The following is a 26300-nucleotide window of genomic DNA, read 5'->3' on the forward strand; positions in this document are numbered from 1 at the left end:
GGATCCCTCCGCCCGGCCTGGGCGGAGCGGGGCTGCCGGACTAGATTCGACACCGTGCAGACTTCCCGCCCCGCCCCGCAGCCCTCCGCGTCCCGGCCACTCCGCCGGTGGCCGAGGACGGCCGTCCCGATCGCCCTCTCCACCGCCCTCCTCGCCACCGGCTGCTCGGTGCTCGCGCCCGACGACGGGCGCGAGACCGCCGAGCGGGTCGCCGCCGCCCTGACCGCCGGAACCGTCGAGGAACTGGGCTTCGGCGACGTCGAGGGCCACTCCGCCCAGGAGCAGTACGAGCGGATCACCGGGCGGCTCGGGGAGGCCGCCCCGGCCGTCGAGGTCTCCGCGGTCGAGGACGCCGGGGAGGAGGGACGGCGCGAGGCCACCCTGTCCTGGTCCTGGGACCTCCCGGGCGTGGAGCAGGACTGGGCGTACGACTCGAGCCTTCCCCTGGTCCGCTCGGGAAGCGGGGAGTGGGTCCCCGAGTGGTCGGCGGGCGTGGTGCAGCCGGGCCTGGAGGAGGGCGAGGCCCTCCGCGCCCGGACCGTGGCCGCGGACCGCGGCGACATCCTCGGCGCGGACGGCGAGGCCCTGGTGACGGAGCGCCCGATCCGCAGGGTCGGGATCGACCGGTCGCAGCTCGACGGGGCGGACCCCGGCGCGGCGGCCCGCCGGCTCGCCGCGGCCGTGGACATCGACGCCGACGGCTACGCCGAGTCCGTCGAGCAGGCCGGGCCCGAGGCGTTCGTCGAGGCCGTCCCGCTGCGGGTGGAGGACTTCCGGGAGCTGGACGCGCAGGAGATGGAGGCGGTCCCGGGCCTGCTCGTGGTCGAGGACGAGCTGCCGCTGGCACCCTCCCGCGGTTTCGCCGCCGACCTGCTGGGCGGGGTGTCCGAGGCGACCGCCGAGGACCTGCAGGCCTCCGGCGGCGACCTGACGGCCGGTGCGCTGGTCGGCCGCGGGGGTGTCCAGGAGCGCTTCGACGACCGGCTGCGCGGCGCCCCCGGCGTGGTCGTCGAGGAGGTCGTGCCGGGCGACGACGGCGTGCGGCCGTCCGCCGGCGCGCCGCTGTTCGAGGTCCCGGCGGAGGCCGGCGAACCGGTCACGGTGAGCCTGGACCGCGGACTCCAGGCCACCGCCGAGGAGCTGCTGGCCGGGATCGAGTCCCCGTCCGCCGTCGTGGCGATCCGCCCCTCCACGGGCGAGCTCGTCGCCTCGGCCAGCGGGCCGGGCTCCGAGGGCTACTCGACCGCCCTGCTGGGGCAGTACGCGCCCGGGTCAACGTTCAAGGTCGTCACGGCCCTGGCCATGCTCCGCGAGGGCGACGTCCCCGGGACGGTCGTGCAGTGCCCGCCGTCCACGACGGCGGCGGGCGTGCGGATCGACAACGTCGAGTCCTATCCGCCCGAGTTCACCGGCTCCATCACCCTCACCGAGGCGATCGCGCACTCCTGCAACACCACCTTCGTGGACCAGCACGAGCGGATCAGCCAGTCCGAGCTGGCCGGCGCGGCCGCGGCCCTCGGCGTCGGCGCGGAGACGGACCTCGGGGTGCCGGTGTTCACCGGCTCCGTCCCCGAGGAGGAGGAACCGGCCCAGCACGCCGCCGCGCTGTTCGGGCAGGGGCGGACGCTCGTGTCCCCGCTGGCCATGGCGAACCTGACGGCCTCGGTCGCCGCCGGGGAGCTCGTCACCCCCCGGCTGGTCACCACCGAGGGCCTGCTCGACGACGCAGCCACGGCCGGTCCCGGCCCGGAGGAGCCCCTGACCGCCGAGGAGGCGGAGCAGCTGCGCACCATGATGCGGGCCGTCGTCTCCTCCGGGCACCTGGGCGTGCTGCAGGAGCTCGAGCCGGACACCGCGATCGGCAAGACCGGCACCGCCGAGTTCGGCGACGAGGACCCGCCCCGGACCCACTCGTGGGTGATCGCCGAGCACGAGGACCTCGCCGTGGCCGTCTTCGTGGAGGACGGCGACCTGGGCTCGGTCACCGGCGGACCCCTCATGCGGGACTTCCTGGCGGCGGCCTCCGCGTCCCGCGCCGGCTGAGGCGCGCCGCGACACGGCGCCCCAGGCCCTTCCCCGGCCTGCGCCGCTGGCCCAGGATGGAGGGGTACCGTCCGCTGCCGCGGACCGCCGAACCCCTCAGGAGCTCCCCGTGCCCGAGACCGTGCCCACCACGCCCGCGAGGACCAAGATCGGCGTGGTCGGCGCCGGCTCCGTCGGCTCGTCCCTGGCCTACGCGGCCCTCATCAAGGGCGTCGCGCAGGAGGTGGCCCTCTACGACCTCGCGGGCGACCGGGTCCGCGCCGAGGGCCTGGACCTGGCCCACGGGGCCATGTTCACCCCCAGCTCCCGGGTGACCGGCTCCGACGACGTCGCCGTGCTGGCCGGCTCGGACATCGTCTTCGTGACCGCCGGGGCCAAGCAGCGGCCCGGTCAGACCCGGATGGAGCTGGCGGGCGCCAACGCCGCGATCCTCGAGCAGCTGATGCCGCGCCTGGTGGAGCAGGCGCCCGAGGCCGTGTACGTGCTGGTGACCAATCCGTGCGACGTGCTCACGGTCATCGCGCAGAAGCTCACCGGCCTGCCCCCGGAGCGGGTGATGTCCTCCGGGACCGTGCTGGACACCTCCCGGCTGCGGTGGCTGCTGGCCGAGGAGGGCGGGGTCTCCACCACGAGCGTGCACGCCACGATCGTCGGCGAGCACGGGGACACCGAGTTCCCCCTGTGGTCGAACGCGAACATCGGGCAGATCCCGCTGCGGGACTGGACGGTCGAGGGACGCCGGCCCTTCACCGACGAGCGGCTGGACGAGATCACGCACCGGACGATCAACGCCGCGTACACGGTGATCCAGGGCAAGGGCGCCACCAACTACGCGATCGGCCTGGCCGGGGCGCGCGTGGCCGAGGCGGTGCTGCGGGACGAGCACGCCGTGCTGCCGGTCTCCACGGTCCTCGACGACTACCGGGGGATCAGCGGGGTCGCCCTGTCCGTTCCCTCGGTCGTCGCGCGGCGGGGCGTCGTCGAGCGCCTGGTCGTGCCCATGGACGAGCAGGAGCTGGCCATGCTGCACCGCTCGGCCGAGGCGATCCGGGCCACCCTGGCCTCGATCGGGTACTGACCCCCGGACGGCGACGGGGCCCGAACCGGTGTGCGGAACGGGCCCCGGTGCTGCAGCGCGAGAGGTCAGCGGGCGGCCATCTCGTCCTGCGCCGCGTGGGTGAGGCGCACGGCGTCGTCGAACTCGCGCTCGACCTCATCGTCGCGCCGGTAGGTGGCCTTCGAGACCAGCACGGCGGACACGAGGCTCACGACGAAACCGGGGATGATCTCGTAGAGGTCGGCCCACGGGGTCACGGTCCACGCGAACACGGTGACCGCGCCCAGGACCATGCCGGTGATCGCGCCCAGGTTCGTGAGCTTGCGCCAGAACAGGGACAGGATCACGATCGGGCCGAACGAGGCGCCGAAGCCGGCCCATGCGAAGGCCACGAGGCCGAGGATCGTGTTGTTCTGCTCCCAGGCCAGGAACACCGCCACGAGGGCGACGGCGGCCACGCCCGCGCGGCCCATCCACACCTGCTTGCGCTCGGACGGGGACTGCTTGACGGTCAGCTTGTACAGGTCCTCCACCAGGGCGGAGGAGGAGACGATGAGCTGGGAGGAGACCGTGGACATGATCGCCGCGAGCACGGCCGCCAGCACGAAGCCCGCCACGACCGGGTGGAAGAAGACCTGCGCGAGGTCCAGGAACACGGACTCGGGGTCGGTCGGGCTCTCGTCGGGGCGGTTGCCGTAGTAGGCGATGCCCACGAGCGCAGTGGCGATCGCCCCGACGACGCTGAGCACCATCCAGGTCAGCCCGATCCGGCGGCCGGTCTTGGCGTCGGAGGGGGAGCGCATGGCCATGAAGCGGACGATGATGTGCGGCTGGCCGAAGTAGCCCAGGCCCCACGCGAGGGCCGAGATGACGCCGATCACGGTGGCGCCGCGCACGAGGGAGAGGGCGTCCGGGTTCACCGCGGCGATGTTCTCCGCCATCTGCCCGAAGCCGCCGACGTTGATGATCCCGACGACCGGGACCATGATCAGGGCGAGGAACATGAGGATGCCCTGGGCCACGTCGGTGTAGGTCGCGCCCAGGAAGCCGCCGAAGAGGGTGTAGGCGATGGTCACGCCGACGACCAGGAGCAGGCCGGCGTGGTACGTCGAGCCGAAGGACGACTGGAAGAACAGCCCGCCGGCGACCATGCCGGAGGAGACGTAGAACGTGAAGAACACCAGGATGATCAGCCCGGAGACGATGCGCAGCAGCCGGGTCCCGCCCTTGAGCCGGTTGTCCAGGAAGGACGGGATCGTGATCGAGTTGTGCGACACCTCGGTGTAGGAGCGCAGCCGGGGGGCGATGAACTTCCAGTTGACCCACGCGCCGATGATCAGACCGATGGCGATCCACGCCTCGACCAGACCGGAGAGGAACACCGCGCCCGGCAGGCCGAGGAGCAGCCAGCCGGACATGTCGGAGGCCCCGGCGCTGAGCGCGGCGACGCCGGGCTTGAGGTTGCGCCCGCCGAGCATGTAGTCGTCGAGGTTCTTCGTCCTGCTGTTGGCGTAGAGGCCGATCGCGATCATGGCGGCGAAGTAGATGACGATCGCGATCGTCTGGGGCAGCTGGTCGGGCATGGATTCCTTTCCGCCCGGCGCCGGCCCGGTGGAGCGCAGCGTCCAGGAGGGTGGGTGGGGCAAAGGTCCCACAGGACTTTACGCGCGCTCCCGGGCAGTGGCCAGCCACTACGGGTGTAGGGAGACCGGACCGGCGGCCCGCGGGACCGGCTCAGGCGTCGTCGTGCGCCTGCAGGAACTCGTAGACCTCGCGCTCGTCGACGCCCGGGAAGGCACCCTCCGGCAGGGCGGCGAGCACGTGCGAGTGCGCCCGGGTGTTGGGCCATGCGTGGCCCGCCCACACCCGGCTGAGCTCCTCGGGCGGGCGCCGGCAGCACGAGGGGTCCGGGCACGTCGACACGGTGCGGTGCGGGGTGTCGCGGCCGCGGAACCAGCGGGCGTCGGTGAACGCGACACCCACGCCGATCGAGAACACGCCCTGGCTCGAGAGCTCCGTGCGCGTGGAGCACCAGAACGTGCCGGAGGGCGTGTCGGTGTACTGGGCGAACGCCGTGAACTGGTTGGGCTGGTCGAAGACGGTGCGCCCGGACCACTTGCGGCAGGAGATCTGGCCCTCGATCGCCCCGGTGTGGTCCGTGGGGAACGCCAGGCCGTTGTTCTCGTAGGCCTTGTGGATCACCCCCGACGAGTGCACCTTGTGGAAGTGGGTGCGGATGCCCAGGTGCCGGGTCGCGAGGTTCGTGAAGCGGTGGCCCGCCGTCTCGTGGGAGACGGCGAAGCGGTCCTTGAGGTCCTCCAGGAACAGGTCCCGGTTCCGCTTCGCCTCGAGCAGGAACGGGACGGTCTTGTCCTCCGGCAGCATCACCGCCGCGGCGAAGTAGTTGGTCTGCACCCGCTGGGCGAGGAACTCGGCGTAGTCCTTGGGCGGCTCGTGGCCCAGCACCTGGTGCCCCACGGCCTGGAGCAGCACCGCGCGGGGGTCGTGGTCCGCCCGCGGGCTCTGCACCAGGTAGATCCGCCGGTTGAGCAGGTCGGTGACCGAGCGGGTCGAGTGCGGGAGGTCGGTGACGTGGTGGATGCTGTAGCCGAGCTTGCCCACCATCTCCGAGATCACGGAGTTGGACACGGGGCCCGAGGAGTAGCCGCCCAGGGTCAGCAGCTCCTTGGCGGCCTGCTCCAGGTCCGGGAAGTAGTTGTCCTGCTCCCGCATGAGCCGGCGCAGCTGCACGTTGGCCCGGCGGGCCTCCTCCGGGGTGGCCGAGTTCTTCTCGAGGGCCTCGGCCAGCCGCTCCTGCAGGGCCACGAGCGCCTCGAGCACCTCGGTGGACAGGGCGGAGCTGACCCGGACGGTCGGCAGCCCCAGCTGCTCGTAGAACGGGGAGCGCTGGGCGCGCTCGAGCTGGATCTCGAGCGCCTCGCGCCGGGTGCCGGGCTCGGCCCCGAGCAGGGCGTCCACGCTCGTGCCCAGGACCTCGGCGAGGCGCCGCAACAGGCTGAGCCGGGGCTCGCGCCGCCCGTTCTCGATCACGGACAGCTGCGACGTGGCCGTGCCGGCCCGGTCGGCCAGCTCGGCGAGGGTCAGCCCCCGGTCCTTGCGCAGGGACCGGATGCGCCGGCCGAGACCGATGAGATCGGTGCTGCCGGCGGGCTCGGTCGACGTCGGCAACTCGGTGCCCCAGGCGTTCGTCATCATTTCTTCACCATATGCGAAGAACGGCGAAAATTCACCAGGAAATGTGGGTTCATCCGCCCGGAACTGGGGCAAAGTGGGATGTGTCACCACGGGAGAGCGAACTTCCCGGTGACCCCGCAGCCGAAGCACCCGTTCTCGGACAACTCAACGAGGAGCCGACATGTCCTACCCCAACGCCCCCAAGACCGCCGACGAGATCCGCCACGAGTGGGACGCCGACCCCCGCTGGGCGAACATCACCCGCGAGTACACGGCGGAGGAGGTCGTCCGTCTGCGCGGGTCGGTGCAGGAGGAGATGACCCTGGCCCGCCGCGGCGCGGAGCAGCTGTGGGAGAAGCTCCACACCGAGGACTTCGTCAACTCCCTCGGCGCCCTGACCGGCAACCAGGCGGTCCAGCAGGTGAAGGCCGGTCTCAAGGCCATCTACCTGTCCGGCTGGCAGGTCGCCGGCGACGCGAACCTCGCGGGCCAGACCTACCCCGACCAGTCGATCTACCCCGCGAACTCCGTCCCCGCGGTCGTGCGGCGGATCAACAACGCCCTCATGCGCGCCGACCAGATCGAGCACTCCGAGGGCATCAGGACCGTGGACGACTGGCTGGTCCCGATCGTCGCCGACGCCGAGGCCGGCTTCGGCGGCTCGCTCAACGCCTACGAGCTCATGAAGTCCATGATCGCCTCCGGCGCGGCCGGCGTGCACTGGGAGGACCAGCTGGCCTCCGAGAAGAAGTGCGGCCACCTGGGCGGCAAGGTGCTCATCCCCACCCAGCAGCACGTCCGCACCCTCAGCGCGGCCCGGCTCGCGGCCGACGTCGCCGACGTCCCCTCGCTGATCATCGCCCGCACCGACGCGGAGGCGGCCACCCTGATCACCACCGACGTCGACGACCGCGACAAGCCGTTCGTCACCGGCGAGCGCACCGCGGAGGGGTACTACAAGGTCCGCAACGGCCTCGAGGCCTGCATCGCCCGCGGCAACGCGTACGCCCCGTACGCCGACCTGCTGTGGATGGAGACCGGCACCCCGGACCTCGAGCTGGCCCAGAAGTTCGCCGAGGGCATCCACGCGGAGCACCCCGACCAGATGCTCGCCTACAACTGCTCGCCGTCCTTCAACTGGAAGAAGCACCTGGACGACGACACGATCGCCAAGTTCCAGCGGGAGCTGGGCGCGATGGGCTTCAAGTTCCAGTTCATCACCCTGGCCGGCTTCCACGCCCTGAACTACTCGATGTTCGACCTGGCCCACGGCTACGCCCGCAACCAGATGACGGCCTACGTGGAGCTGCAGGAGCGGGAGTTCGCGGCCGAGGAGCGCGGCTACACGGCCACCCGGCACCAGCGCGAGGTCGGCACGGGCTACTTCGACCTGGTCTCCACCGTCCTCAACCCGGAGTCCTCCACCACGGCGCTGGCCGGGTCCACGGAGACCGCCCAGTTCTGAGCCGCACGGCCGCGACCGGCCGGGGGCCCGAGAGGGTCCCCGGCCGCGCCGCATCCGACGACGGCCCGCTCCGGCCCGCTCCGGAGCCGCCCCACCCGATCTCCCAGGACACTCTTCAGGCGAGGAACCAGCCATGATGACCATGACCAGCAACCCCGTGACGATCAACGGCGTGACCCTCACCGGTCACCACGTGCCCCGGCAGAACAGTGTGCTCACCCCGGACGCGCTCGGCTTCCTGGCGGCCCTGCACCGCGAGTTCGAGCCCCGCAGGCGGGAGCTGCTGGCCGCCCGCGAGGAACGGCGCAAGGCGATCGCCCGCGGCACCGACCCCACCTTCCTGCCGGAGACGCAGAAGATCCGCGAGGACGACTCCTGGCGCGTGCCGCCGCCCCCGCCCGGGCTCGAGGACCGCCGCGTGGAGATCACCGGCCCCACCGAGCGGAAGATGACCATCAACGCGCTCAACTCCGGGGCGAAGGTGTGGCTCGCGGACATGGAGGACGCCAACACCCCGCACTGGACGAACGTGGTCACCAACCAGCTCAACCTGATCGACGCGCTCGAGGGGACCATCGAGTTCACCAACCCGGACGGCAAGAAGTACGCGCTGAAGAACAAGGACGCCCGGGCCAACCCCACCATCGTGGTGCGGCCCCGGGGGTGGCACTTCGAGGAGAAGCACCTGTCCGTGCGGGACGAGCCCATCGCGGGCGCCGTCGTGGACTTCGGCCTCTACTTCTTCCACAACGCGCGCCGGCTCAAGAAGCTCGGCCTGGGCCCCTACTTCTACCTGCCCAAGACCGAGTCCCACCAGGAGGCGCGGCTGTGGCACGACATCTTCAGCCGCGCGGAGTCCATGCTCGGGACGAACCGCGGCACCATCCGCGCCACGGTGCTGATCGAGACGATCACCGCGGCCTTCGAGATGGAGGAGATTTTGTACGAGCTCGGGGAGCACGCCGCGGGACTCAACGCGGGGCGGTGGGACTACATCTTCTCGATCATCAAGAACTTCCGGACCCGCGGGCCCCGCTTCATCCTCCCGGACCGCAACGCCGTGACCATGACGCAGCCGTTCATGCGGGCCTACACCGAGCAGCTCGTGCGGGCCTGCCACCGCCGCGGGGCGATGGCCATCGGCGGGATGGCCGCGTTCATCCCCTCCCGCCGGGACGAGGAGGTCAACCGCATCGCGTTCGAGAAGGTCCGCGCGGACAAGACCCGCGAGGCCGACGACGGCTTCGACGGGTCCTGGGTGGCCCACCCCGACCTGGTCCCCGTGTGCCGCGAGATCTTCGACGCGGTGCTCGGTGACCGGCCGAACCAGCTGGACCGGCTCCGCGAGGACGTGGTGCCCGACGACAAGGCGCTCATCGACATCGCCTCCGCGACGGGCAAGATCACCGAGGCGGGGATCCGCAGCAACATCGAGGTGGGGATCCGCTACATCGAGGCGTGGCTGCGCGGCAACGGCGCGGTGGGCATCCACAACCTGATGGAGGACGCCGCGACCGCGGAGATCTCCCGCTCCCAGATCTGGCAGTGGGTGAACACCCGCGCCATCACGGACGAGGGCGAGGAGATCACCCGGGACTGGGCGCAGGAGCTGATGGAGGAGGAGTTCGCGAAGATCGAGCGCACCGAGGGCGACCGCTTCGACGACGCCCGCTCCATCTTCGAGGAGGTGGCCCTGGGCGACGACTACCCCCCGTTCCTGACCACCCCCGCCTACGAGCGGTTCCTGGCCGAGCCCGAGGACCCGCACGCCCCGGAGGAGGCCGGGACCTCCGCGCCCTCGCGCGCCTGAGCGGCCCACCGGGCCGGGTCCACGACCCAGGGCTCCCGGGGCAGGACGTCCTCGTCGAAGACGGCGAGGACGTCCTGCCCCGTCCGGACCGGCCCCGGGAGGCGCAGCGACGCGGTCATCCAGCCCAGCACCTCCTCGACGCCGTGCCCCGCCGCCGCGAGCTCGGCGAGGGTCACGGCGCCGTCGCGCTTGGCGAGGCGCTGCCCGTGCGCGTTGAGCACGAGCGGGACGTGCACCCACTCCGGCTCGTCCAGTCCGAGCACCGAGGCCAGGTACGCCTGCCGGGGGGTGGAGGCCAGCAGGTCGTCGCCCCGGACCACCTGGTCCACGCCCTGGTGGGCGTCGTCCAGGACCACCGCGAGGTTGTAGGCGGGACGGCCGTCGTTGCGCAGCAGCACGAAGTCGTCGACGAGCCCCGTGTGCGCCCCGGCCCAGCGGTCCACGACCGTGCGGGAGCGCAGGTCCGCGCGCAGCCGCACCGCGGGGGGCCGCTCGCGCCGGCGGCGCGCCCGCTCGGCGTCGTCGAGGTCCCGGCACGTGCCCGGGTAGGCGCCCGGGGCCCCGTGCGGCGCGCTCGCGGCCGTCCGGATCTCCCGGCGCGTGCAGTAGCACTCGTAGGTGCGCCCCGCCGCGGTGAGACGCGCCACCACGGCACGGTGCTCGGCCTCCCGCGAGGACTGCAGCAGCGGCGGGCCGTCCCAGTCGAGGCCCAGCCGGGCGAGGTCCGCGAGCTGCCGCTCGGCCGCCCCCGGCTGCACCCGGTCGATGTCCTCGACACGCAGGACGAAGCGCCGGCCCGTCGAGCGCGCGAGGGCCCACGCGAGCAGCGCCGTGCGGAGATTGCCGAGGTGGAGGTCCCCAGAGGGGGACGGGGCATAGCGGCCGGCGCCTCCGACCGCACGGTCCGGGGACGGAGTGGTCATGGTGGTCAGGATAGCCAGCGGCGGTCGGTACCCTGGTCGGGTGGCGCGCATCAACGAACTCCGCGACGGCGTCTTCGCCGTGAGCACGGACAACTGGAGGCTGAACTCCGGTGTCGTGCTCGGGACCCGCCGCGCCCTGGTGGTCGACACGGGTGCGGGCCCGCGCCAGGCCCGGGAGATCCTGGAGGCGGTCCGCTCGCTCACGGGCCTGCCCCTGACGGTGGTGAACACCCACGCCCACTACGACCACTTCCTGGGCAACGCCGTGTTCCAGCGCGCCGGGGCCGAGGACTTCTGGGCCCACCGCGGCTGCGCGGCGGCGATCCGGGCGCACGGCGACTTCCAGCGCTCCTTCGTGGGCACCCACGAGCCCGAGATGGCCGCGGCCGAGGGACCGGACACCCGGCTCGTGGTGCCCAACCGGCACCTGCCGGGCACGGGCAGGCGTCCCGCCCTGACCCGGGTGGACCTGGGGGAGCGGGCGGCGGTGCTCTTCTCCTTCGGCCCGGGACACACCGACAACGACCTCTGCGTGGGCGTCGACGACGTCGTCTTCACCGGGGACCTCGTGGAGCAGGGCTCCGACCCGGACTTCGACGACTCGTACCCGCGGGGCTGGGCCACGGCCCTCGAGAGCCTGGCCGCCCTCGACCGGTACCAGGTCTTCGTCCCCGGCCACGGCAACCCCGTGGAGCGAGGCTTCGTGCTCCAGCAGGCCCGGCTCATGCGCACGGCGATCGAGCGCGTGGACGCGAGCGAGGCCGCCGCGGCGCAGCCGGACGGCATGCGCCCCGTGACGGCCTCGATGTTCCGCCTGCCCTACAACGCGGGGGCGGCGCGGATCCTCCTGGACCGGCTCGAGCGGATCAGGGCCGAGGACGCCGCGACCGAGGAGCTTGCAGCGCTGTCAGCGCCGCTGCCGCCAGCAGACTGACGCCGAGGATCGCCGCGCACGCCGCGACCGCCGCCCAGCCCCCGCCCGGAACGCGCAGGGCCGCCCACAGCGGCAGCAGACCGACCAGCAGGGTCCCCGCGCCGGAGACGGCCAGGAGTGCGGTCAGGCCTCCGCCGGGCACGGGGTGCTCCACCGGCCCGGTCAGGCGCAGCACAAGGCCGCCCAGGGCCGCCCAGCCCGCCACGACCAGCAGGGCCGCCACGACGTCCGAGGGCCGGTGCCAGCCGTTCAGCAGCGTGGCCACCCCGGTCGCCGTCGTGGCCCCCGCCCCGAGCAGCGCGACGAGCGGCCGGGACGGGGCGGGCGCCGCGAGCAGCACCACCGCGACGGCGGCGGCGGCGGCGGCCGTGTGCCCGGACGGGAAGGAGTTCACGGCGGCCTCCTGGATCCCGAGGTCCGGCTTCTCCAGCAGCACCCGCTTGAGCAGCTGGACCGTGAGGTTGGACAGCACGACCACCGCCGCCCCGACCACCGCCGGGGCGAGGCGCCGGGAGCGCACGGCCAGGACCGCGAGGCACACGGCCGAGACCGCGCCCACCACCCACGGGACCGAGTCGAGCAGCTGGGCGGCGCGGTCGGAGAGGTCGGGGAAGGCGCCGCTCGCCTGGCGCAGGGCCAGCTCGTCGAGCCACTGCCCGGTCGCGGTGGTCAGCGCCACGACCCCGGTCAGGGCGGCCGCCGCCCACAGGGCGGCGGCGCCGAGCAGGTGGCCCAGGACCTGCAGGACGGTGGGGAGGGGGCGGCGGGCGGTCGTGGTCATCGAGCTCCTGGGCGGTGGTGCGGATCGTCGGGGTGCCGGCACGGCCACGGCCGTGCCGGCACCCGCGGAGCCCTCATCATTCCACGCACGGATCGGAGCGCGCTGAGAGGCGCCCTCTAGGCTGGGAGCATGCTCCCCGCCGTGGCCCTGCCCCTGCTCGACGACCTGCTCGCGCACGCGCACGTCGTCGCCCTGCCGATGCGGGTGCGCTTCCGCGGCGTCGACGTGCGCGAGTCGGTGCTCCTGCGCGGCCCCGCGGGGTGGGGGGAGTTCGGCCCGTTCCCCGAGTACGGTGACGCCGAGGCCGGCGCCTGGCTCCGCGCCGCGGTCGACGCCGCGTGGCACGGCTTCCCGGCGCCCCGGCGCACGCGCATCCCCGTCAACGCGACCGTGCCCGCCGTGCCGGCGGCCCGTGTCCGGGAGGTGCTCGCCGGGTTCGGGGGCGGGGTCCGCGCCGTGAAGATCAAGGTCGCCGAGCGCGGCCAGGACCCGGGGGACGACGACGCCCGGGTCGCGGCCGTGCGGGCCCTGCTGCCGGAGGCCGAGCTGCGGGTGGACGCCAACGGCGGATGGGACGTGCCCACGGCCCTCGCGGCCCTGGAGCGGCTCGGGCGGCACGGGCTCGCGTACGCGGAGCAGCCCGTGCCCACGATCGAGGGCCTCGCCGCCGTCCGGGAGGGCCTCGCCGACCGGGGCGTGCCGGTGCTCGTGGCCGCGGACGAGTCCGTGCGCAAGGAGGACGACCCGCTCGCGGTGGCCCGGGCGGGCGCCGCCGACCTGCTGGTGGTCAAGGCGGCCCCGCTGGGCGGCGTGCGCCGCGCGCTGGACGTGGTCGCCCGGGCGGGCCTGCCGGCGGTGGTCAGCTCCGCCCTGGACACCTCGGTGGGCATCCGGGCGGGGCTCGCGCTCGCCGCCGCCCTGCCCGAGCTCCCGTACGCCTGTGGGCTCGGGACCGTGTCCCTCATGCGCGCGGACGTCCTGCGGGAGCCGCTGCGGCCGGTCGGCGGGATGCTCGAGCTGCGGGACGCGGTCCCGGACCCGGCGCTGCTGCGGCGCCACGCCGTGCCCGCGGACCGGCGCCGGTGGTGGCTGGAGCGGCTGCGCCGCGTGCACGCCCTGGCGGGGGCCGCGCCTCAGCCCTGAGCCACGTCCCCCAGCACCTCGGCCCGGAGCCGGTCCAGGTCCACGGGCTCACCCTCGTGCAGGTCGTGGCGCCGGACCCACGCCCGGGCGGCGCGCCACACGTCGTCGCAGCCGAGCTCCATGTCGGGGTGGGCGGCGCCGATCCGCGTCTGGGCCGTGTGCTCGGGGTCGTCACCCGTGAAGGAGAAGACCGCCACGGGGCTGCAGGCGAGCCCCACGACCCCGCGGACGGAGGCGATGATCCGTCCGTGCAGGCAGTCCCCCGGGTGGAGGTCCCACGCGCGGCGGACGCTCAGGCAGTCCACGCCCGCACGCCGGTACCGGCGCGCGCCGGGCTCGTGCGGACCGGGTTCCCCGTGCTCCTGCGGGGACAGCAGTCCCACCTCTGGTTCCGTGTGCATCGCGCGCCTCCTTCGCCCGTGTCCGGACCGGCACTGCCGCCGCGGCGGCACGGCCCGTGGGCGGACGGTGCAGAAGGAGGGGGGTCTTCCGAAAGTTCCCGGTCACGGGCCGGGCGCTGGACGGATGGGACGGCCTGACGGCACGAGCATCCCAGAACCGTGGCCGCCACGGAATCCGCCGGCGCATTGTTTCTTCGAGTGAACACGCTCGGCTCCCCGGCACGCCGGGCGCGGGCACGTCACCGCCGGCCGTCACGCAGGGGCAGCCCCGGACCCGGTCGGCGCGGCGCCCTCCACGGCCGGTCACCGTCCGTTAACGTGTGCTTCACCTCGGCGCCCCCAGGGCCCCATGCGGCGGTGGTGCAGTGGACTCGTATCCGATACCTGCGGCCGCGGACGCCCGTGGCCCCGACCGTCTGGGAGAGCCATGACCGACACCGCCAAGCGCCCCTTCCTCCCGCTGCTGGGCCACACCCGTGGCAAGCGCAGCCCCGTCACGTGCCGGCTCAAGTGCGGCAGCGCCTGCGCCGGCCCGGAGTGCAACACCTCGGGCAACGGCTACTTCCGCGACATCGCGAGCGCCGCCCTGTCCCGCCGCTCCGCCCTGGGCCTGGGCGCCGCGGCGGCCGTCACGGTCGGCGTCGTCGGCGCCACCCCGGAGGCCGCCCAGGCCCACGGTCGCGGACGCTCCGGGCTGTCCTTCGCGCCCATCGCCCCCGTGCCGAACACCGTGGACGACCTCACGGTCCCCGAGGGCTACGACTGGTCCCCGATCATCCGCTGGGGCGACCCCCTGTTCGCCGACTCCCCGGAGTTCGACCCCTCCGCGCAGACCCCCGAGGCCCAGGCACTCCAGTTCGGCTACAACTGCGACTACCTGGACGTCCTCCGGGACCGGGGCGGGCGCAGCGGCGTGCTCGTGAACAACCACGAGTACACCAACGAGAACCTCATGTTCCCCGCCGAGCAGCAGGACGACGTCCAGCGGGTGGCCCGGGTTGCCATGGCCGCCCACGGCATGTCCGTCGTGGAGATCGCCCGCACCGGCCCCGGCCGGCCCTGGTCCTACGTGCGCGGCGGCGCCCGGAACCGGCGCATCACGATGAGCACCCCGTTCCGGGTGGACGGGCCCGCGGCGGGCTCCGACCTGATGACCACGGAGGCCGACCCCACCGGAGCCCTGGTGCTGGGCACCCTCAACAACTGCGCCGGCGGCACCACCCCGTGGGGCACGGTCCTCTCCGGCGAGGAGAACTTCAACCAGTACTTCAAGGGCAACGGCTCCGCCGAGCAGAAGCGCTACGGGCTCGCCGCCGAGGCGCCGAGCAGGCGCTGGCACGAGGTGGACCCGCGCTTCGACTCGACCCTGCCGGGCTACGAGAACGAGCCGCACCGCTTCGGCTGGATCGTGGAGATCGACCCCCAGGATCCCGGGTCCACCCCCGTCAAGCACACCGCCCTGGGCCGCTTCAAGCACGAGGGCGCCAACGTGCGCGTGGCCGAGGACGGCACCGTGGTGGCCTACTCGGGCGACGACGAGCGCTTCGACTACCTCTACAAGTTCGTCTCCGCCCAGAAGTACGTCGAGGGCGACCGCGCGCACAACATGACGCTGCTCTCCGAGGGCAACCTGTACGTCGCGAAGTTCACCGGGGACACCGAGGCCGAGATCGACGGCTCCGGCCGACTGCCCTCCGACGGCGCGTTCGACGGCTCGGGCGAGTGGCTGCCGCTGGTCGTGGACGGGGAGTCGGCCGTGGACGGCATGTCCGTCGAGGAGGTCCTGGTGTTCACCCGCCTGGCCGCGGACCAGGCGGGGGCCACCAAGATGGACCGCCCCGAGGACGTCGAGCCCTCCCCGCACACCGGCAAGGTCTACGTGGCGCTGACCAACAACACCGACCGCGGCACTCCGGGAAAGGCCGGCCCGGACGAGGCCAACCCGCGCACCCAGAACCGCGACGGGCACGTGCTCGAGCTCACCGAGCGGAACAACCGCGCCGCCGCCCTGGAGTTCGACTGGAACCTGCTGATCGTGGCCGGGGACCCCTCGAAGAACGCCTCGGCCTACTTCTCCGGATTCCCCGCGGAGAAGGTCTCCCCGATCTCCTGCCCGGACAACCTGGCCTTCGACTCGGAGGGCAACCTGTGGGTCTCCACCGACGGCGCCCCGGGGACCATCGGCTACGACGACGGACTGTTCAAGGTCGGGCTGTCCGGGCGCGAGCGCGGCAGGGTCCAGCAGTTCCTCGCCGTGCCGCAGGACGCCGAGACCTGCGGGCCCGTGATCCACGACCGCGAGCGCATGGTCTACGTGGCCGTGCAGCACCCGGGCGAGGACGGCTCCTTCGAGGAGCCCCGCTCCTACTTCCCGGACTACGTCGTGGAGACCCGCCAGGGCGAGGGCGAGTGGTCCCTGCCGCGCCCGTCCGTGGCGCAGGTCTTCGCCGTGGACCGCGACGGGGAGCCCGAGTTCCCCGGCGCGATCCACGACAGGCCGGGACAGGGCCGCAACCAGCACAAGCGGCGCAAGAACGGCGAGCGCGGGCCCCGCTACCGCGGCTACAAGGGCAAGGCCTCCGCGGAGACGAAGGCGGCCGCGAGGACCGCGTCCCGCGCCTACTGAGCCCCGCCTCCGGAGCTCCCCGGTCCCCGGCCCGCCCCACGGCGTGCCGGGGACCGGTGCGTTCCCGGACTACCCTGGTCTCCTGTGACCACACCGTCCCTCGACACCGCCCGCACCGTCCTGGAAGAGCTCGTCGCCGCCGGCATGCGGCACCTCGTCGTGGCCCCCGGCTCCCGGTCCGCGCCGCTGGCCTACGCCGCGGCGGCCGCCCAGGCCGCCGGGGCGCTCGAGGTCCACGTGCGGGTGGACGAGCGGGGCGCGGCGTTCACCGCCCTCGGCATCGCGCGGTCCACCGGCCGGCCGGCCGGGGTGCTCACCACGTCGGGCACGGCCGTGGGCAACCTGCTGCCCGCCGTGCTGGAGGCCGACCACGCCGAGGTGCCCCTCGTGGTGCTCTCCGCCGACCGCCCGCCGGAGCTGCGGGGCACCGGTGCCAACCAGACCACCCGTCAGCCGGGGATCTTCGGCGACCACGTGCGCGCCTCCGTGGACCTCCTCCCCGGTGACGACGTGCCCGCCCGCCTCGCGGAGGTCCTCGACGCCCTGGCCGGCCGAGGACCGCGAGGACCCCGGCCGCCGGGACCGGTCCAGCTCAACGTGGCTCTGCGCGAGCCGCTGCACCCGGCGCCGGAGGACGGCCCGGTGCTCGCGGCCCGGGCGCGGCTGCTGGCCACCCGGGCGGGGGCGGCGCCGGACCCGGGCCCGAGCGCGGTGGCGGCCGGACCCGTCCGGGCCCCGCGTCCGGACGCCGGGACGGCGCGCTCCGTCGTCGTCGCCGGGGACGGCGCCGGGCCGGACGCCGCCCGCTTCGCCGAGGCGTGCGGGCTGCCGCTGCTCGCGGAGCCCTCGTCGAACGCGCGGAGCGGCCCGCACGCCGTGGGGGCCTACCGGCTGCTGCTGGACTCTCCGCTGGGCCGGCGGATCGAGCGCGTCCTGCTCGTGGGCCGGCCCACGCTCTCCCGCCCGGTCGGTGCCCTGCTCGCCCGGGAGGACGTCGTCACCGCGGCCGTGCGGCCCGTTCCCGTGGCCTGGTACGAGCCCGGCCGGCGCCGCGAACGCGTGCTCTCGAGCTGGGCCGAGGCGGCCGCCTTCACCGGTCGGGGCGCACCCGGCTGGGCGGACGCCTGGCGGGAGGCGGGCGCCGCCGCGGACGGCGCCGTCGCCCGGTTGCTCGCCGCCGAGCCACCGGGGCGGGCCACCGGGCCGGCCGTGGCCGCCGCGGTGTGGGAGGCCTGCCGGCGGGACGGGACCGTGCTGGTGGCCGGCTCCTCGAACCCGGTGCGCGACCTGGACCTGGCCGCCCGGTCCGGCCCCGGCTCCCCGCTCGTGCTCGCCAACCGGGGTCTCGCCGGGATCGACGGGACGGTGGCCACGGCCACCGGCGCGGCGCTCGGCGGCGGTCGCCCGGTCCGCGCCCTCCTGGGCGACCTGACGTTCCTGCACGACGTCTCGTCCCTGCTGCTGGGTCCGGGCGAACGCGAGCCCGACCTGCAGCTGGTGGTCCTCAACGACGGCGGCGGGGGGATCTTCACGACCCTCGAGCACGGGGCGCTGGGAGAGCAGGAGGAGTACCGGGCGGTCGTGGAGCGGTTCTTCGGCACTCCGCACGAGGCCCGTCTCGACGCGCTGTGCGCCGGCTACGGCGTGACCCACCGGCGTGCGGCCGGCGTCGCCGAGCTCGAGCAGGCGCTCGCCGCGCCCGTGCGGGGGCGATCGGTCCTGGAGGTCGTGGTGGACCGGCGCGGGCTGCGGGACCTCCACGCCCGGGTCCGGGCCGCCGTCGCGCAGGCCACCGCTGAAGCCACAGCGCAGGACACGGCGCAGGGCGCCGCGCAGGACACGGCTGACGTCACCGCGCAGGGCGCCGTGCAGGAAACCCCTCGGGTCCCGGACGAGCGCTGAGGGGCCCGAACCTCCCGGCGCCGCCGGGCCGGAGGACGCGGACGGGCCCCGTCCCCCCGCGAGGGGGACGGGGCCCGTCAGCGGTGCCGCGGGGGCTCAGCCTCGGACGCGGGGCGTCCCGTGCTCGGTGGGGGCCTGCGCGTGCTGGATGGCGAGCTCCTCCACCCGGTGCTCGGCCTCCTCGAGCGCGCGCTGGTGGGGCACCACGAGGGTGACCACCGCGCCGGCCAGAGCCACGCCGGCGAAGACGTAGAACGCCTGGGGACCGCCGAGGCCGGCGGCGGCGAGCCAGCCGCCGATGATCGGGCCGAAGATGCCGCCGAACCGGCCCATGCTGGCGCAGAAGGCTACGCCGGCGGCCCGGGCGTTGGTCGTGTAGTAGTTCGACTGGAACCCGTAGACCAGGACCTGGGTGCCGATGGTGCCCACACCGGCCACGGCGATGAAGAGGAACAGCAGCGGCAGCGGGAAGCCGAAGGTCATCAGGACCAGGGCGATCGCGGCCAGGGCGAACGTCGTGGCGATCATCCGCTGCGGGCCGGTGCGGTCCGCGAGGCGGGAGGCCAGCAGACCGCCGACCAGGGCGGAGCCGTTGAGCACGAGGACGAAGTACAGCGGGCTGATGTCGTGGCCGTAGCCGTTCATGATGACGGCGAGCCAGGTGTTGAGTCCGTAGGTGAGCAGCAGGCCGCAGAAGGACATGAAGCCCAGCAGGATCGAGGCCAGAGCGAACTGCCGGGAGAACACGGCCGCGTAGCCGGTCCTGCGCGGGGCCGCGCCGACCTCCTGGATGACCTGCTCCTCGATCAGCGGGACGCCGGTGCGGAGGGCGACGGCCCCGGCCCGCTCGGTCTGGCCGCGGGCGAGCAGCCAGCGCGGGGACTCGGGGAGCTTCCAGAGCATGAGCGGGACCAGCAGGACCAGGGGGAGGGCCCCGATCATGAAGAGCCCGCGCCAGCCGATGTCGGTGAGGAAGGCGATGCCCATGACGGCGGCGAACACGCCGCCCGCCGGGATGCCGGAGTAGACGATGCCGTTGTAGAACTGGCGGCGGCCGGCGGGGGCGAACTCCGCCATGGTGGCGCCGGCGGTGGCGATCACGAGGCCGAGACCGATGCCCGTGACGAAGCGCATCGCGCCGAAGGCGAGCACGCTGGTGGTGAGCGCGGTGACGAACATCCCGATCGAGAACCAGGCGACACCGGTGATCAGCAGCCGGCGACGGCCGAAGAAGTCGCCGATGGCCCCGCAGACGAGCGAGCCGATGAGCACGCCGATCAGGGCGTAGGAGCCCACCAGGCCCGCGACGGCCGGTTCCAGGATCCCGATCTGCGTGGGATCGGCGAGCAGGCCCGGCAGCACCACGCCGTAGATGACGAGGTCGTAGCCGTCGAAGAGCAGGGCGAGGCAGATGACGAACGCCACGAAGCGGGCCGTCCTCTGCTCGAGCTGCGGATTCTCCGCGATGTCGATGTGTGGTTGTGTCATGTTCCCCGGGACCTCTCTGGGCAGCGCGTGGACAAGGCAGGAAGCGGGGAGACCGGCGGTGCGTCCCCTGGCTGCGCCCAGCCTGACAGAGCGGTGATCCGGGTCATATGAGGCAAAGACCTAGGGATCCACCAGGGGGGGATTCATCTGTTCAGGATATCGATGCCCTCGATACGGACTGTTCTGGATATGAGACCGGGTCCGACGTCCGGGTCCTCGTCCGGGGACGACGGACCCGGACCGCGCCGGGTCACTGCTCCGGTGCCTGCACCTGGGTGGGGTTGAGCACGCGGGAGAGGAACGACTGGGTGCGGGGCTCGCGCGGGCTGCGGATCAGTTCCGCGGCGGGACCCTCCTCGACGACCACCCCGCCGTCCATGAACACGACCTTGTCGGCGACGTCGCGGGCGAACTCCATCTCGTGGGTGACCACGAGCATCGTCATGCCCTCGGCGGCGAGGTTGCGCATGATGGCGAGGACGTCGCCCACCGTCTCGGGGTCCAGGGCGGAGGTCGGCTCGTCGAAGAGCATGAGGGACGGGTCCATCGACAGGGCCCGGGCGATCGCCACGCGCTGCTGCTGCCCGCCGGAGAGCTGGTCGGGGTAGCTGTCCGCCTTCTCTGCCAGGCCCACGCGCTCCAGGTTGCCGCGGGCGATCCGCTCGGCCTCGGCCTTGTCCCGCTTGAGCACCTTGAGCTGGGCCACGGTGCAGTTCTCGAGGACGTTCAGGTGGGGGAACAGGTTGAACTGCTGGAAGACCATGCCCACGTGCCGGCGCATCCGGTCCACGTCGGCCTCGGGATCGGTGACCTCGAAGTCACCGATCGTGATCCGGCCCTGCTGCGGGGTCTCGAGCAGGTTGACGCAGCGCAGCAGCGTGGACTTGCCGGAGCCGGAGGGACCGATGAGGCAGACCACCTGGCCGGCGCCGACGCTGAGGGAGATGCCCTTGAGGACCTCGAGGGAGCCGTAGGACTTGTGCAGGCCCTCGATGACGACGGAGGCCGCGTCCGCGAGGCCGTCGGCGCCGCCGGGCCCGGACCGGGGAGTGGGGGAGGATGCAGTGCTCACAGTCAGGCTCCTAGGACTTCTTCATGCGGTCGGTCTTGGACTCGAAGCGGCGGGTCAGGATGCCCAGCGGCACCGTGATGATGAGGTAGCAGACACCCGCCACCACCAGCGGGGTGAGGCCGGCACCGGCCCCGGAGATCGCCTCGCGGCCGTACTTGGTGAGCTCGTACTGGCCCACGCCCATGCCCAGCAGGTAGACCAGGGAGGAGTCCTTGGTCAGCAGGATCACCTCGTTGGTCAGCGGCGGCAGCACGATGCGCAGGGCCTGCGGGATGACGATCGTGACCATGGCCCGGCCGTGGGACATGCCCAGGGAGCGGGCGGCCTCGTACTGGCCCTTCGGCACGGCCTGCAGGCCCGCCCGCAGCGACTCCGCGATGTAGGCCGCGGCCACGAGTCCCAGGGCGATCATGACCGTGACGTAGTGGTTGAAGCGGAAGCCGAAGGCCAGCGGGATGCCGTAGCCGAAGGCGAGGAAGACCAGCAGGGCGGGCACGCCGCGGAAGAACTCGATGTAGAGCGTGGCCAGCCAGCGGTAGGGCGCCACGGACGAGAGCTTCATGAGCGCGAGGACCACACCGCCGGTGAGGCCGACCACGAAGCCCAGCAGCGTGTAGATGAGGGTGTTCTTCAGCGCCACGGCGATGATGCCGGGGAACTGCTGGGCCGCGATCTCCGGGTTGAACACCTTCTCGACGAGCAGCGGCCAGTCGGCGATCGCGATCAGCGTGATGAGGACGAGGATCAGGACGGCGTACTGGACGCCGCGGGAGAGGCGTGCTCTCTGGTGCATGGTCATGGCCATGGGGTGGTCCGATCTGGGTGGTACGGGCGGGCGGTGACGTGGCCGGCGCCCCCGGTGCGGGGCGCCGGCCCGGTGGTCAGTTCTCCTGGACGGGGATCCACGTCTCGACGATCTGCTCGAGCGTGCCGTCCTCCTCGATGCGGTCCAGGGTGGAGTCGACCGCGCCGAGCATCGCCTCGTCGCCCTTCGCCACGGCCACGCCGAGCTGGTCGTCGAGGGCCGCGGTCTCCTGGACCACGAAGTCCGGGTCGTCCTGGGCGTGCTGGGCGATCGCGGTGACGTCGTCGAGCACCGCGTCCACGCCGCCGGTGCTGAGCCCGGTGAACAGCGTGGTGGCGTCCTCGAACTGGACGGCGTTGAGGCCCAGCTCCCGGGCCTGCGTCTCGCCGACCGTGCCCTGCATGACCCCGACCCGCACCTGCTCCTCGCGGGCGGCGTCGATCGAGTCGACGCCGTCCTCCCCGTCGGTCACGAGGCCGACCTCGTTGTCGTAGTAGGGGTCGGAGAAGTCCATCACCGTCTGCCGCTCCTCGGTGATGGACAGGGCGGAGATCGCGACGTCGCACTGGTCGGTCTCGAGGGCCGTGCCGGACTGGATCGACTCGAAGGCGAGCGTGACGTTCTTCATCTCCACGCCGAGGTCCTCGGCGATCTCCCGGCCGAGGTCCATGTCGAGGCCGACCATCTCGCCGCCCTCCTCCATCTCGAACGGCGGGTAGTTGGACTCCGAGCACACGGTGAGGAACCCGGGCTCCACCAGGGCCACGGCCGAGGACGCGGTGGCCCCCGCGGTCTCCCCGCCGCCGTCCGCGGCGTCCCCGGTGGGGCCCTCGGGCGTGCAGGCGGTCAGGGCGAGGGCGGCGATCGCGGACAGCGCCGCCAGGGCGGGTGCGCGGGACGGGCGGGTCGTCGGACGGGGCATGCGGGGTTCCTCCGGTGGGAGCAGTGGTGGTCGGCGCGGTCGGGCCGGGCTCGGGGCCGGCCCTGCGGGGTGGTGACCCCGACCGTGTTCGGGGACCAGGATACGGTGCGATCCCCGCGTCCGGCTCAGCCCGCGGACAGCCCCGGTGCGGGCACGAGGCGCTCCGGCGCCCCGGCGGCCCGCTGCCCCAGGGCCTGGAGCATGGGCCGCAGCTTCGCCCAGGTCTCGGCCAGCTCGGACTCGGGGTCGGAGGCGGCCACGATGCCGCACCCGGCGTAGAGCCGGACCGTGCGCTCGTCCTCCTGCACCGCCCCGCGCAGGGCGATGCCCCAGTCCCCGTTGCCGGCGGCGTCGAGCCAGCCGACGGGGCCCGCGTACAGTCCCCGGTCCATCTGCTCCAGCTCGGGGATCGTGGCGGCGGCCACGGCCGTGGGCGTGCCGCACACCGCGGCGGTGGGGTGCAGGGCCTCGGCGAGCTCGAGGGAGGACGGCGGGTCCCCGGCCGGGCCCGGCCGCAGTGCCGCGGTGACGTCCGAGGCGAGGTGCCACACGTTGGGCAGCTCGAGGATGAACGGCTCCGGGGAGGTCGTGACGGCGTCGGTGTAGGGGGCCAGCGACGCCTCGAGGGAGTCGATCGCGAACCCGTGCTCGTGCTGCTGCTTCTCGGACTCGCCGAGCACTCGCGCGGCGTACTCGTGCGGGTCCTCGTCCGGGGGCGCGGCGTCCCGGTCCAGGGTGCCCGCGAGCACGCGGGCGTGGGCGACGCCGTCGAGGACCCGCACCAGCATCTCGGGGGTGGCCCCCATCAGCCGGCCCCTGCCCGCAGGGTCCCCGCCGAGGCCCACGCAGTACGTCCAGCACTGCTCGTAGCGCCGGGCGAGCTCCCGCACCACGGCCACGGCGTCCAGCGGGGCGTCAGTGCGCGCCACGACGTCCCGGGCCAGCACCAGCTTCTCCATCCGGCCGGCGCGGATGCGCTCCACGCCGTCGCGCACCGCCTCCGTCCACTCGTGCTCGCCCAGCGTGCCGGAGGACAGCCGGACCACGGCCGGCGCCGCGGGCGGTCCGCTCGGAGCGGGCGCGCGGCCGGGGGCGGAGCCGACCCGGCGCAGCCAGGCGGCCGCGACGTCGTCGGCGCTCAGCGCGAAGGGGGCCCCGGGGGCCGCGACCACCACGAGGCTCGCCCACGCGACGTCGTCCCGGCGGCCCACGAGCAGCTCCGGGACGACGAGCCCGGAGTCCACGGCGGAGCCGGTCGCGAACGTGAAGGCGCCGAAGGCCGCGAGCCCGGTCCCCGGCACCCCCACGCGGTCCTCGACGACGGCGGCGGCCGCCAGGTCGTCCCACCACACGCGCGCGGCCGTGAACCGGTCCGCGCCGCGCACCGTGTGCTCGGCGGCACAGCCCCAGGCCACGAGGCCGCGCCCGTCCACCGTCCAGGTGAGCAGGTCCGGCCCGACGAGCAGCTCCCGCAGGTCCGGGGGGGTCCCGGGGTCCGCGCCCAGCGCGGACAGCGGCACGGTGAGAGCGTGCAGGACGGGGACCGACGGGACGGCTGCGGGGTCGGCTGCGGGGGCGGTGGAGGACATCGCCCACCAGTCTAAGCCGCCCGCCCGACAGCCCCGGGCCCCGCTGCCGCGGGCGGGGCCACCGGAAAGAGCGCAAGAGCTGCCGGGGGGAAGGGCCCGGGCGGGGGCGTCGGAGCGAGGTGCGACAATGACCGGGTGAACCGAGCAGACCTGTCCAAGCAGCCGCACGAAGTCTCCGCCATGTTCGACGACGTGGCGCCGCGCTACGACCTCGTCAACGACATCCTCTCGCTGGGGCGGACCCGCGGCTGGCGCAGGGTCGTCGCGGAGGCCGTCGGCGCCGTTCCGGGGGAGAAGGTCCTCGACCTCGCCGCCGGGACCGGGACCTCGTCCGAGCCGTACGCGGACGCCGGTGTCGACGTCGTGGCGGCGGACCTCTCGCTCGGGATGCTCGAGGTGGGCCGCGCCCGCCGCCCCGACATCGAGTTCGTCCAGGCCGACGCCACGCGCCTGCCGTTCGCGGACGCGTCCTTCGACGCCGTGACGATCTCCTTCGGGCTGCGCAACATCCAGGACTACCGCCGCGCGCTCGCCGAGATGCTGCGGGTCGCCCGCCCGGGCGGCCGAATCGTGATCTGCGAGTTCTCGACCCCCACGGCGGCCCCGCTGCGCACCGTCTACACGGAGTACCTCATGAAGGCGCTGCCCGGGATCGCCGCGCGCGCGGCGTCCAACCCGGAGGCCTACCGGTACCTCGCCGAGTCCATCGCGGCGTGGCCGGACCAGGAGGACCTCGCCGCCGAGATCCTCGCGGCCGGCTGGACCGGCGTGCAGTACCGCAACCTCACCGGCGGCATCGTGGCCGTGCACCGGGCCGTCAAGCCCGCCGCGGACGCCCCCGCCCGATGAGGGCCCTCGTGCTCGGCGGCGGGCCGGCCGGCGCCACCGCCGGGTACTGGCTCGCGGCGCACGGGATCGAGGTCACCGTCCTGGAGAAGACCGCGTTCCCGCGGGAGAAGGTCTGCGGTGACGGACTGACCCCGCGCGCCGTGCGCGAGATGCAGCTCATGGGCCTCCAGCACGGGCCCGAGCTCGGCTACGCCCGCAACCGGGGGCTGCGGCTCGTGGCCCGCGAGCGCAGCGTCGAGGTGCCGTGGCCCGAGCTGAGCGACTTCCCGCCCTACGGGCTCGTGCGCACCCGGCTCGGCTTCGACGAGCAGCTGGCCGGGCACGCCCGCGCCGCCGGGGCCCGGGTGCTCGAGCGCCGGGCCGTGACCGGGGTGCTGCGCGACGGCTCCGGCCGGGTCGTCGGCGCCCGCGCCAACGTCCTCGACGCCGCCGGGCGGCGCACCGGCGAGACCGAGGAGCACCGCGCCGACGTCGTGCTCGCCGCCGACGGCACCTCCTCCCGCACCGCGGTGTCCGCCGGGCTGCACAAGCGGGACGACCGGCCGATGGGGGTGGCGGTGCGCGCCTACTTCGAGTCCCCGCGCTCGGACCTGGACTGGATGGAGGGCTGGCTCGAGCTCACCGACGGCACCGACCCGCACCGGGCGCTGCTGCCGGGCTACGGCTGGGTCTTCGGCGTCGGGGACGGCACCGCCAACGTGGGGCTCGGGATCCTGGACACCTCCCCGGCGTTCGGGGCCCTGGACTACCGGAAGGTGCTCGCCGACTGGACCGCGTCCATGCCCGCCGAGTGGACGTTCGACGAGGAGCACCGCCGCGGCCGCGTGCTCGGCGCGGCCCTGCCGATGGCCTTCAACCGCACCCCGCACCACGTGCCGGGGATGCTCCTGCTGGGCGACGCCGCGGGCCTCGTCTCCCCGTTCAACGGGGAGGGCATCTCCAACGCGATGGAGTCCGCGCGCTACGCCGCCGAGCACGTCGTGGCGGCCGCGGCCGCCAACGGCCCCGCCCAGCGGGAGCTCGTGCTCGCCGGCTACCCCGACCGGGTGCGGCAGGAGTGGGGCGCCCACTTCACGCAGGGCCGGGTCCTGGCCCAGCTCATCGGCAGCCCCGCCGTGATGACGGCCGCCGTGCGCACCGGCATGGCCGTGCCCGCGCTGATGCGCTTCGTGGTCCGGGTCATGACGGAGCTCTCCGACCGTCCCGCCGCCACGTGGGAGGACCGCGTGGTCTCCCTCCTGGACGCCCTGACGCCCGCGACCGGCAACACCCGCCCCCCGAAAACTCGCTAGAGT

At 73.8% G+C, this 26300-nt stretch carries 20 protein-coding genes; 10 read left to right on the forward strand and 10 right to left on the reverse strand.

Translation table 11 applies throughout. The features are described from left to right. Positions 1-54: 54 nt before the first annotated feature. A complete protein-coding gene (locus ACFYE3_RS02635) occupies positions 55-2043 on the forward strand; it encodes a penicillin-binding transpeptidase domain-containing protein (protein WP_387605132.1) in 1989 nt (662 codons plus the stop codon). Between the two features lie 109 nt (positions 2044-2152). Then, positions 2153-3121, forward strand: coding sequence for an L-lactate dehydrogenase (locus ACFYE3_RS02640; protein ID WP_387605131.1), 969 nt, complete (start codon positions 2153-2155; stop codon positions 3119-3121). A 65-nt stretch (positions 3122-3186) separates the two neighbouring features. On the opposite strand, the gene putP is transcribed toward ACFYE3_RS02640, so the two are convergent. Together putP and ACFYE3_RS02650 are read right to left on the reverse strand one after the other, a co-directional pair. Next, positions 3187-4683: a sodium/proline symporter PutP gene (gene putP, locus ACFYE3_RS02645; protein WP_387605130.1), complete on the reverse strand. Its 1497-nt coding sequence runs from the start codon at positions 4681-4683 to the stop codon at positions 3187-3189. A gap of 151 nt (positions 4684-4834) precedes the next feature. Next, entirely contained in the window at positions 4835-6316 is a 1482-nt protein-coding gene (locus ACFYE3_RS02650; RefSeq protein ID WP_387605129.1) for a helix-turn-helix domain-containing protein, read from the reverse strand. 160 nt (positions 6317-6476) lie between these two features. Here ACFYE3_RS02650 and aceA point away from each other — a divergent pair, with 160 nt between their 5' ends. Together aceA and aceB are read left to right on the forward strand one after the other, a co-directional pair. Then, a complete protein-coding gene (gene aceA, locus ACFYE3_RS02655; protein WP_387605128.1) occupies positions 6477-7760 on the forward strand; it encodes an isocitrate lyase in 1284 nt (427 codons plus the stop codon). Positions 7761-7896: 136 nt separating this feature from the next. After that, positions 7897-9570 carry a malate synthase A gene (gene aceB / locus ACFYE3_RS02660; protein WP_387606007.1) on the forward strand — a complete coding sequence of 558 codons (1674 nt, stop codon included), beginning with the start codon at positions 7897-7899 and terminating at the stop codon, positions 9568-9570. Here the strand turns inward: aceB and gluQRS are convergent. After that, on the reverse strand, positions 9492-10493 hold the full coding sequence (gene gluQRS, locus ACFYE3_RS02665; RefSeq protein ID WP_387605126.1) for a tRNA glutamyl-Q(34) synthetase GluQRS: 1002 nt from the start codon (positions 10491-10493) through the stop codon (positions 9492-9494). The genes aceB and gluQRS overlap by 79 nt on opposite strands. 40 nt (positions 10494-10533) lie before the next feature. Here gluQRS and ACFYE3_RS02670 point away from each other — a divergent pair, with 40 nt between their 5' ends. Continuing rightward, on the forward strand, positions 10534-11427 hold the full coding sequence (locus ACFYE3_RS02670; protein WP_387605125.1) for an MBL fold metallo-hydrolase: 894 nt from the start codon (positions 10534-10536) through the stop codon (positions 11425-11427). On the opposite strand, the gene ACFYE3_RS02675 is transcribed toward ACFYE3_RS02670, so the two are convergent. Beyond that, the gene (locus tag ACFYE3_RS02675; RefSeq protein ID WP_387605124.1) at positions 11360-12208 is read right to left on the reverse strand and encodes a phosphatase PAP2 family protein; all 849 of its coding nucleotides are present in this window, start codon (positions 12206-12208) and stop codon (positions 11360-11362) included. The two genes, ACFYE3_RS02670 and ACFYE3_RS02675, sit on opposite strands and share 68 nt — an antisense overlap. Positions 12209-12337: 129 nt before the next feature. Between ACFYE3_RS02675 and ACFYE3_RS02680 the strand changes: the two genes are divergently transcribed. Beyond that, on the forward strand, positions 12338-13351 hold the full coding sequence (locus ACFYE3_RS02680; protein ID WP_387605122.1) for an o-succinylbenzoate synthase: 1014 nt from the start codon (positions 12338-12340) through the stop codon (positions 13349-13351). On the opposite strand, the gene ACFYE3_RS02685 is transcribed toward ACFYE3_RS02680, so the two are convergent. Further along, positions 13342-13752, reverse strand: coding sequence for a hypothetical protein (locus tag ACFYE3_RS02685; RefSeq protein WP_387605120.1), 411 nt, complete (start codon positions 13750-13752; stop codon positions 13342-13344). The two genes, ACFYE3_RS02680 and ACFYE3_RS02685, sit on opposite strands and share 10 nt — an antisense overlap. A gap of 427 nt (positions 13753-14179) precedes the next feature. Here ACFYE3_RS02685 and ACFYE3_RS02690 point away from each other — a divergent pair, with 427 nt between their 5' ends. Next, positions 14180-16378, forward strand: coding sequence for a PhoX family protein (locus ACFYE3_RS02690; protein ID WP_387605119.1), 2199 nt, complete (start codon positions 14180-14182; stop codon positions 16376-16378). 144 nt (positions 16379-16522) lie between these two features. Then, positions 16523-18280, forward strand: a complete 1758-nt coding sequence (gene menD, locus ACFYE3_RS02695) for a 2-succinyl-5-enolpyruvyl-6-hydroxy-3-cyclohexene-1-carboxylic-acid synthase (protein ID WP_449274653.1) — start codon at positions 16523-16525, stop codon at positions 18278-18280. A gap of 96 nt (positions 18281-18376) precedes the next feature. On the opposite strand, the gene ACFYE3_RS02700 is transcribed toward menD, so the two are convergent. The 5 genes from ACFYE3_RS02700 to ACFYE3_RS02720 all read right to left on the reverse strand — a co-directional run bounded on the left by ACFYE3_RS02700 (position 18377) and on the right by ACFYE3_RS02720 (position 24156). Then, positions 18377-19768 (reverse strand): MFS transporter, encoded by a 1392-nt coding sequence (locus tag ACFYE3_RS02700; protein ID WP_387605117.1) that lies wholly within the window; start codon positions 19766-19768, stop codon positions 18377-18379. Positions 19769-20018: 250 nt separating this feature from the next. Next, positions 20019-20840 carry an amino acid ABC transporter ATP-binding protein gene (locus ACFYE3_RS02705; RefSeq protein ID WP_387605116.1) on the reverse strand — a complete coding sequence of 274 codons (822 nt, stop codon included), beginning with the start codon at positions 20838-20840 and terminating at the stop codon, positions 20019-20021. Between the two features lie 10 nt (positions 20841-20850). After that, complete coding sequence (locus tag ACFYE3_RS02710; protein WP_387605115.1) at positions 20851-21645, reverse strand: amino acid ABC transporter permease; 795 nt, start codon at positions 21643-21645, stop codon at positions 20851-20853. 76 nt (positions 21646-21721) lie between these two features. After that, a complete protein-coding gene (locus tag ACFYE3_RS02715) occupies positions 21722-22567 on the reverse strand; it encodes an ABC transporter substrate-binding protein (protein ID WP_387605114.1) in 846 nt (281 codons plus the stop codon). Between the two features lie 125 nt (positions 22568-22692). Continuing rightward, positions 22693-24156 (reverse strand): isochorismate synthase, encoded by a 1464-nt coding sequence (locus tag ACFYE3_RS02720; protein ID WP_387605113.1) that lies wholly within the window; start codon positions 24154-24156, stop codon positions 22693-22695. A 135-nt stretch (positions 24157-24291) separates the two neighbouring features. On the opposite strand from ACFYE3_RS02720, the gene ACFYE3_RS02725 reads away from it, so the two are divergent. Further along, positions 24292-25005 (forward strand): demethylmenaquinone methyltransferase, encoded by a 714-nt coding sequence (locus tag ACFYE3_RS02725; RefSeq protein ID WP_387605112.1) that lies wholly within the window; start codon positions 24292-24294, stop codon positions 25003-25005. Beyond that, the gene (locus tag ACFYE3_RS02730) at positions 25002-26297 is read left to right on the forward strand and encodes a geranylgeranyl reductase family protein (RefSeq protein WP_387605111.1); all 1296 of its coding nucleotides are present in this window, start codon (positions 25002-25004) and stop codon (positions 26295-26297) included. The genes ACFYE3_RS02725 and ACFYE3_RS02730 overlap by 4 nt, the downstream gene beginning before the upstream one ends. Positions 26298-26300: the final 3 nt, after the last annotated feature.

The sequence above is a fragment of the Kocuria arenosa genome (genome assembly GCF_042879215.1).
In the GTDB taxonomy this organism is placed as follows: domain Bacteria; phylum Actinomycetota; class Actinomycetes; order Actinomycetales; family Micrococcaceae; genus Kocuria; species Kocuria arenosa.

Excerpts from the sequence above, each read along its gene's own strand:
- aceA (WP_387605128.1), top strand. The coding sequence starts at position 6,477 with ATGTCCTACCCCAACGCCCCCAAGACCGCCGACGAGATCCGCCACGAG.
- ACFYE3_RS02720 (WP_387605113.1), bottom strand. The coding sequence starts at position 24,156 with ATGTCCTCCACCGCCCCCGCAGCCGACCCCGCAGCCGTCCCGTCGGTC.
- aceB (WP_387606007.1), top strand. The coding sequence starts at position 7,897 with ATGACCATGACCAGCAACCCCGTGACGATCAACGGCGTGACCCTCACC.
- menD (WP_449274653.1), top strand. The coding sequence starts at position 16,523 with ATGCGGCACCTCGTCGTGGCCCCCGGCTCCCGGTCCGCGCCGCTGGCC.
- ACFYE3_RS02675 (WP_387605124.1), bottom strand. The coding sequence starts at position 12,208 with ATGACCACGACCGCCCGCCGCCCCCTCCCCACCGTCCTGCAGGTCCTG.
- ACFYE3_RS02710 (WP_387605115.1), bottom strand. The coding sequence starts at position 21,645 with ATGGCCATGACCATGCACCAGAGAGCACGCCTCTCCCGCGGCGTCCAG.
- ACFYE3_RS02700 (WP_387605117.1), bottom strand. The coding sequence starts at position 19,768 with ATGACACAACCACACATCGACATCGCGGAGAATCCGCAGCTCGAGCAG.
- ACFYE3_RS02690 (WP_387605119.1), top strand. The coding sequence starts at position 14,180 with ATGACCGACACCGCCAAGCGCCCCTTCCTCCCGCTGCTGGGCCACACC.
- ACFYE3_RS02715 (WP_387605114.1), bottom strand. The coding sequence starts at position 22,567 with ATGCCCCGTCCGACGACCCGCCCGTCCCGCGCACCCGCCCTGGCGGCG.
- ACFYE3_RS02680 (WP_387605122.1), top strand. The coding sequence starts at position 12,338 with ATGCTCCCCGCCGTGGCCCTGCCCCTGCTCGACGACCTGCTCGCGCAC.
- ACFYE3_RS02730 (WP_387605111.1), top strand. The coding sequence starts at position 25,002 with ATGAGGGCCCTCGTGCTCGGCGGCGGGCCGGCCGGCGCCACCGCCGGG.
- putP (WP_387605130.1), bottom strand. The coding sequence starts at position 4,683 with ATGCCCGACCAGCTGCCCCAGACGATCGCGATCGTCATCTACTTCGCC.
- ACFYE3_RS02650 (WP_387605129.1), bottom strand. The coding sequence starts at position 6,316 with ATGATGACGAACGCCTGGGGCACCGAGTTGCCGACGTCGACCGAGCCC.
- gluQRS (WP_387605126.1), bottom strand. The coding sequence starts at position 10,493 with ATGACCACTCCGTCCCCGGACCGTGCGGTCGGAGGCGCCGGCCGCTAT.
- ACFYE3_RS02685 (WP_387605120.1), bottom strand. The coding sequence starts at position 13,752 with ATGCACACGGAACCAGAGGTGGGACTGCTGTCCCCGCAGGAGCACGGG.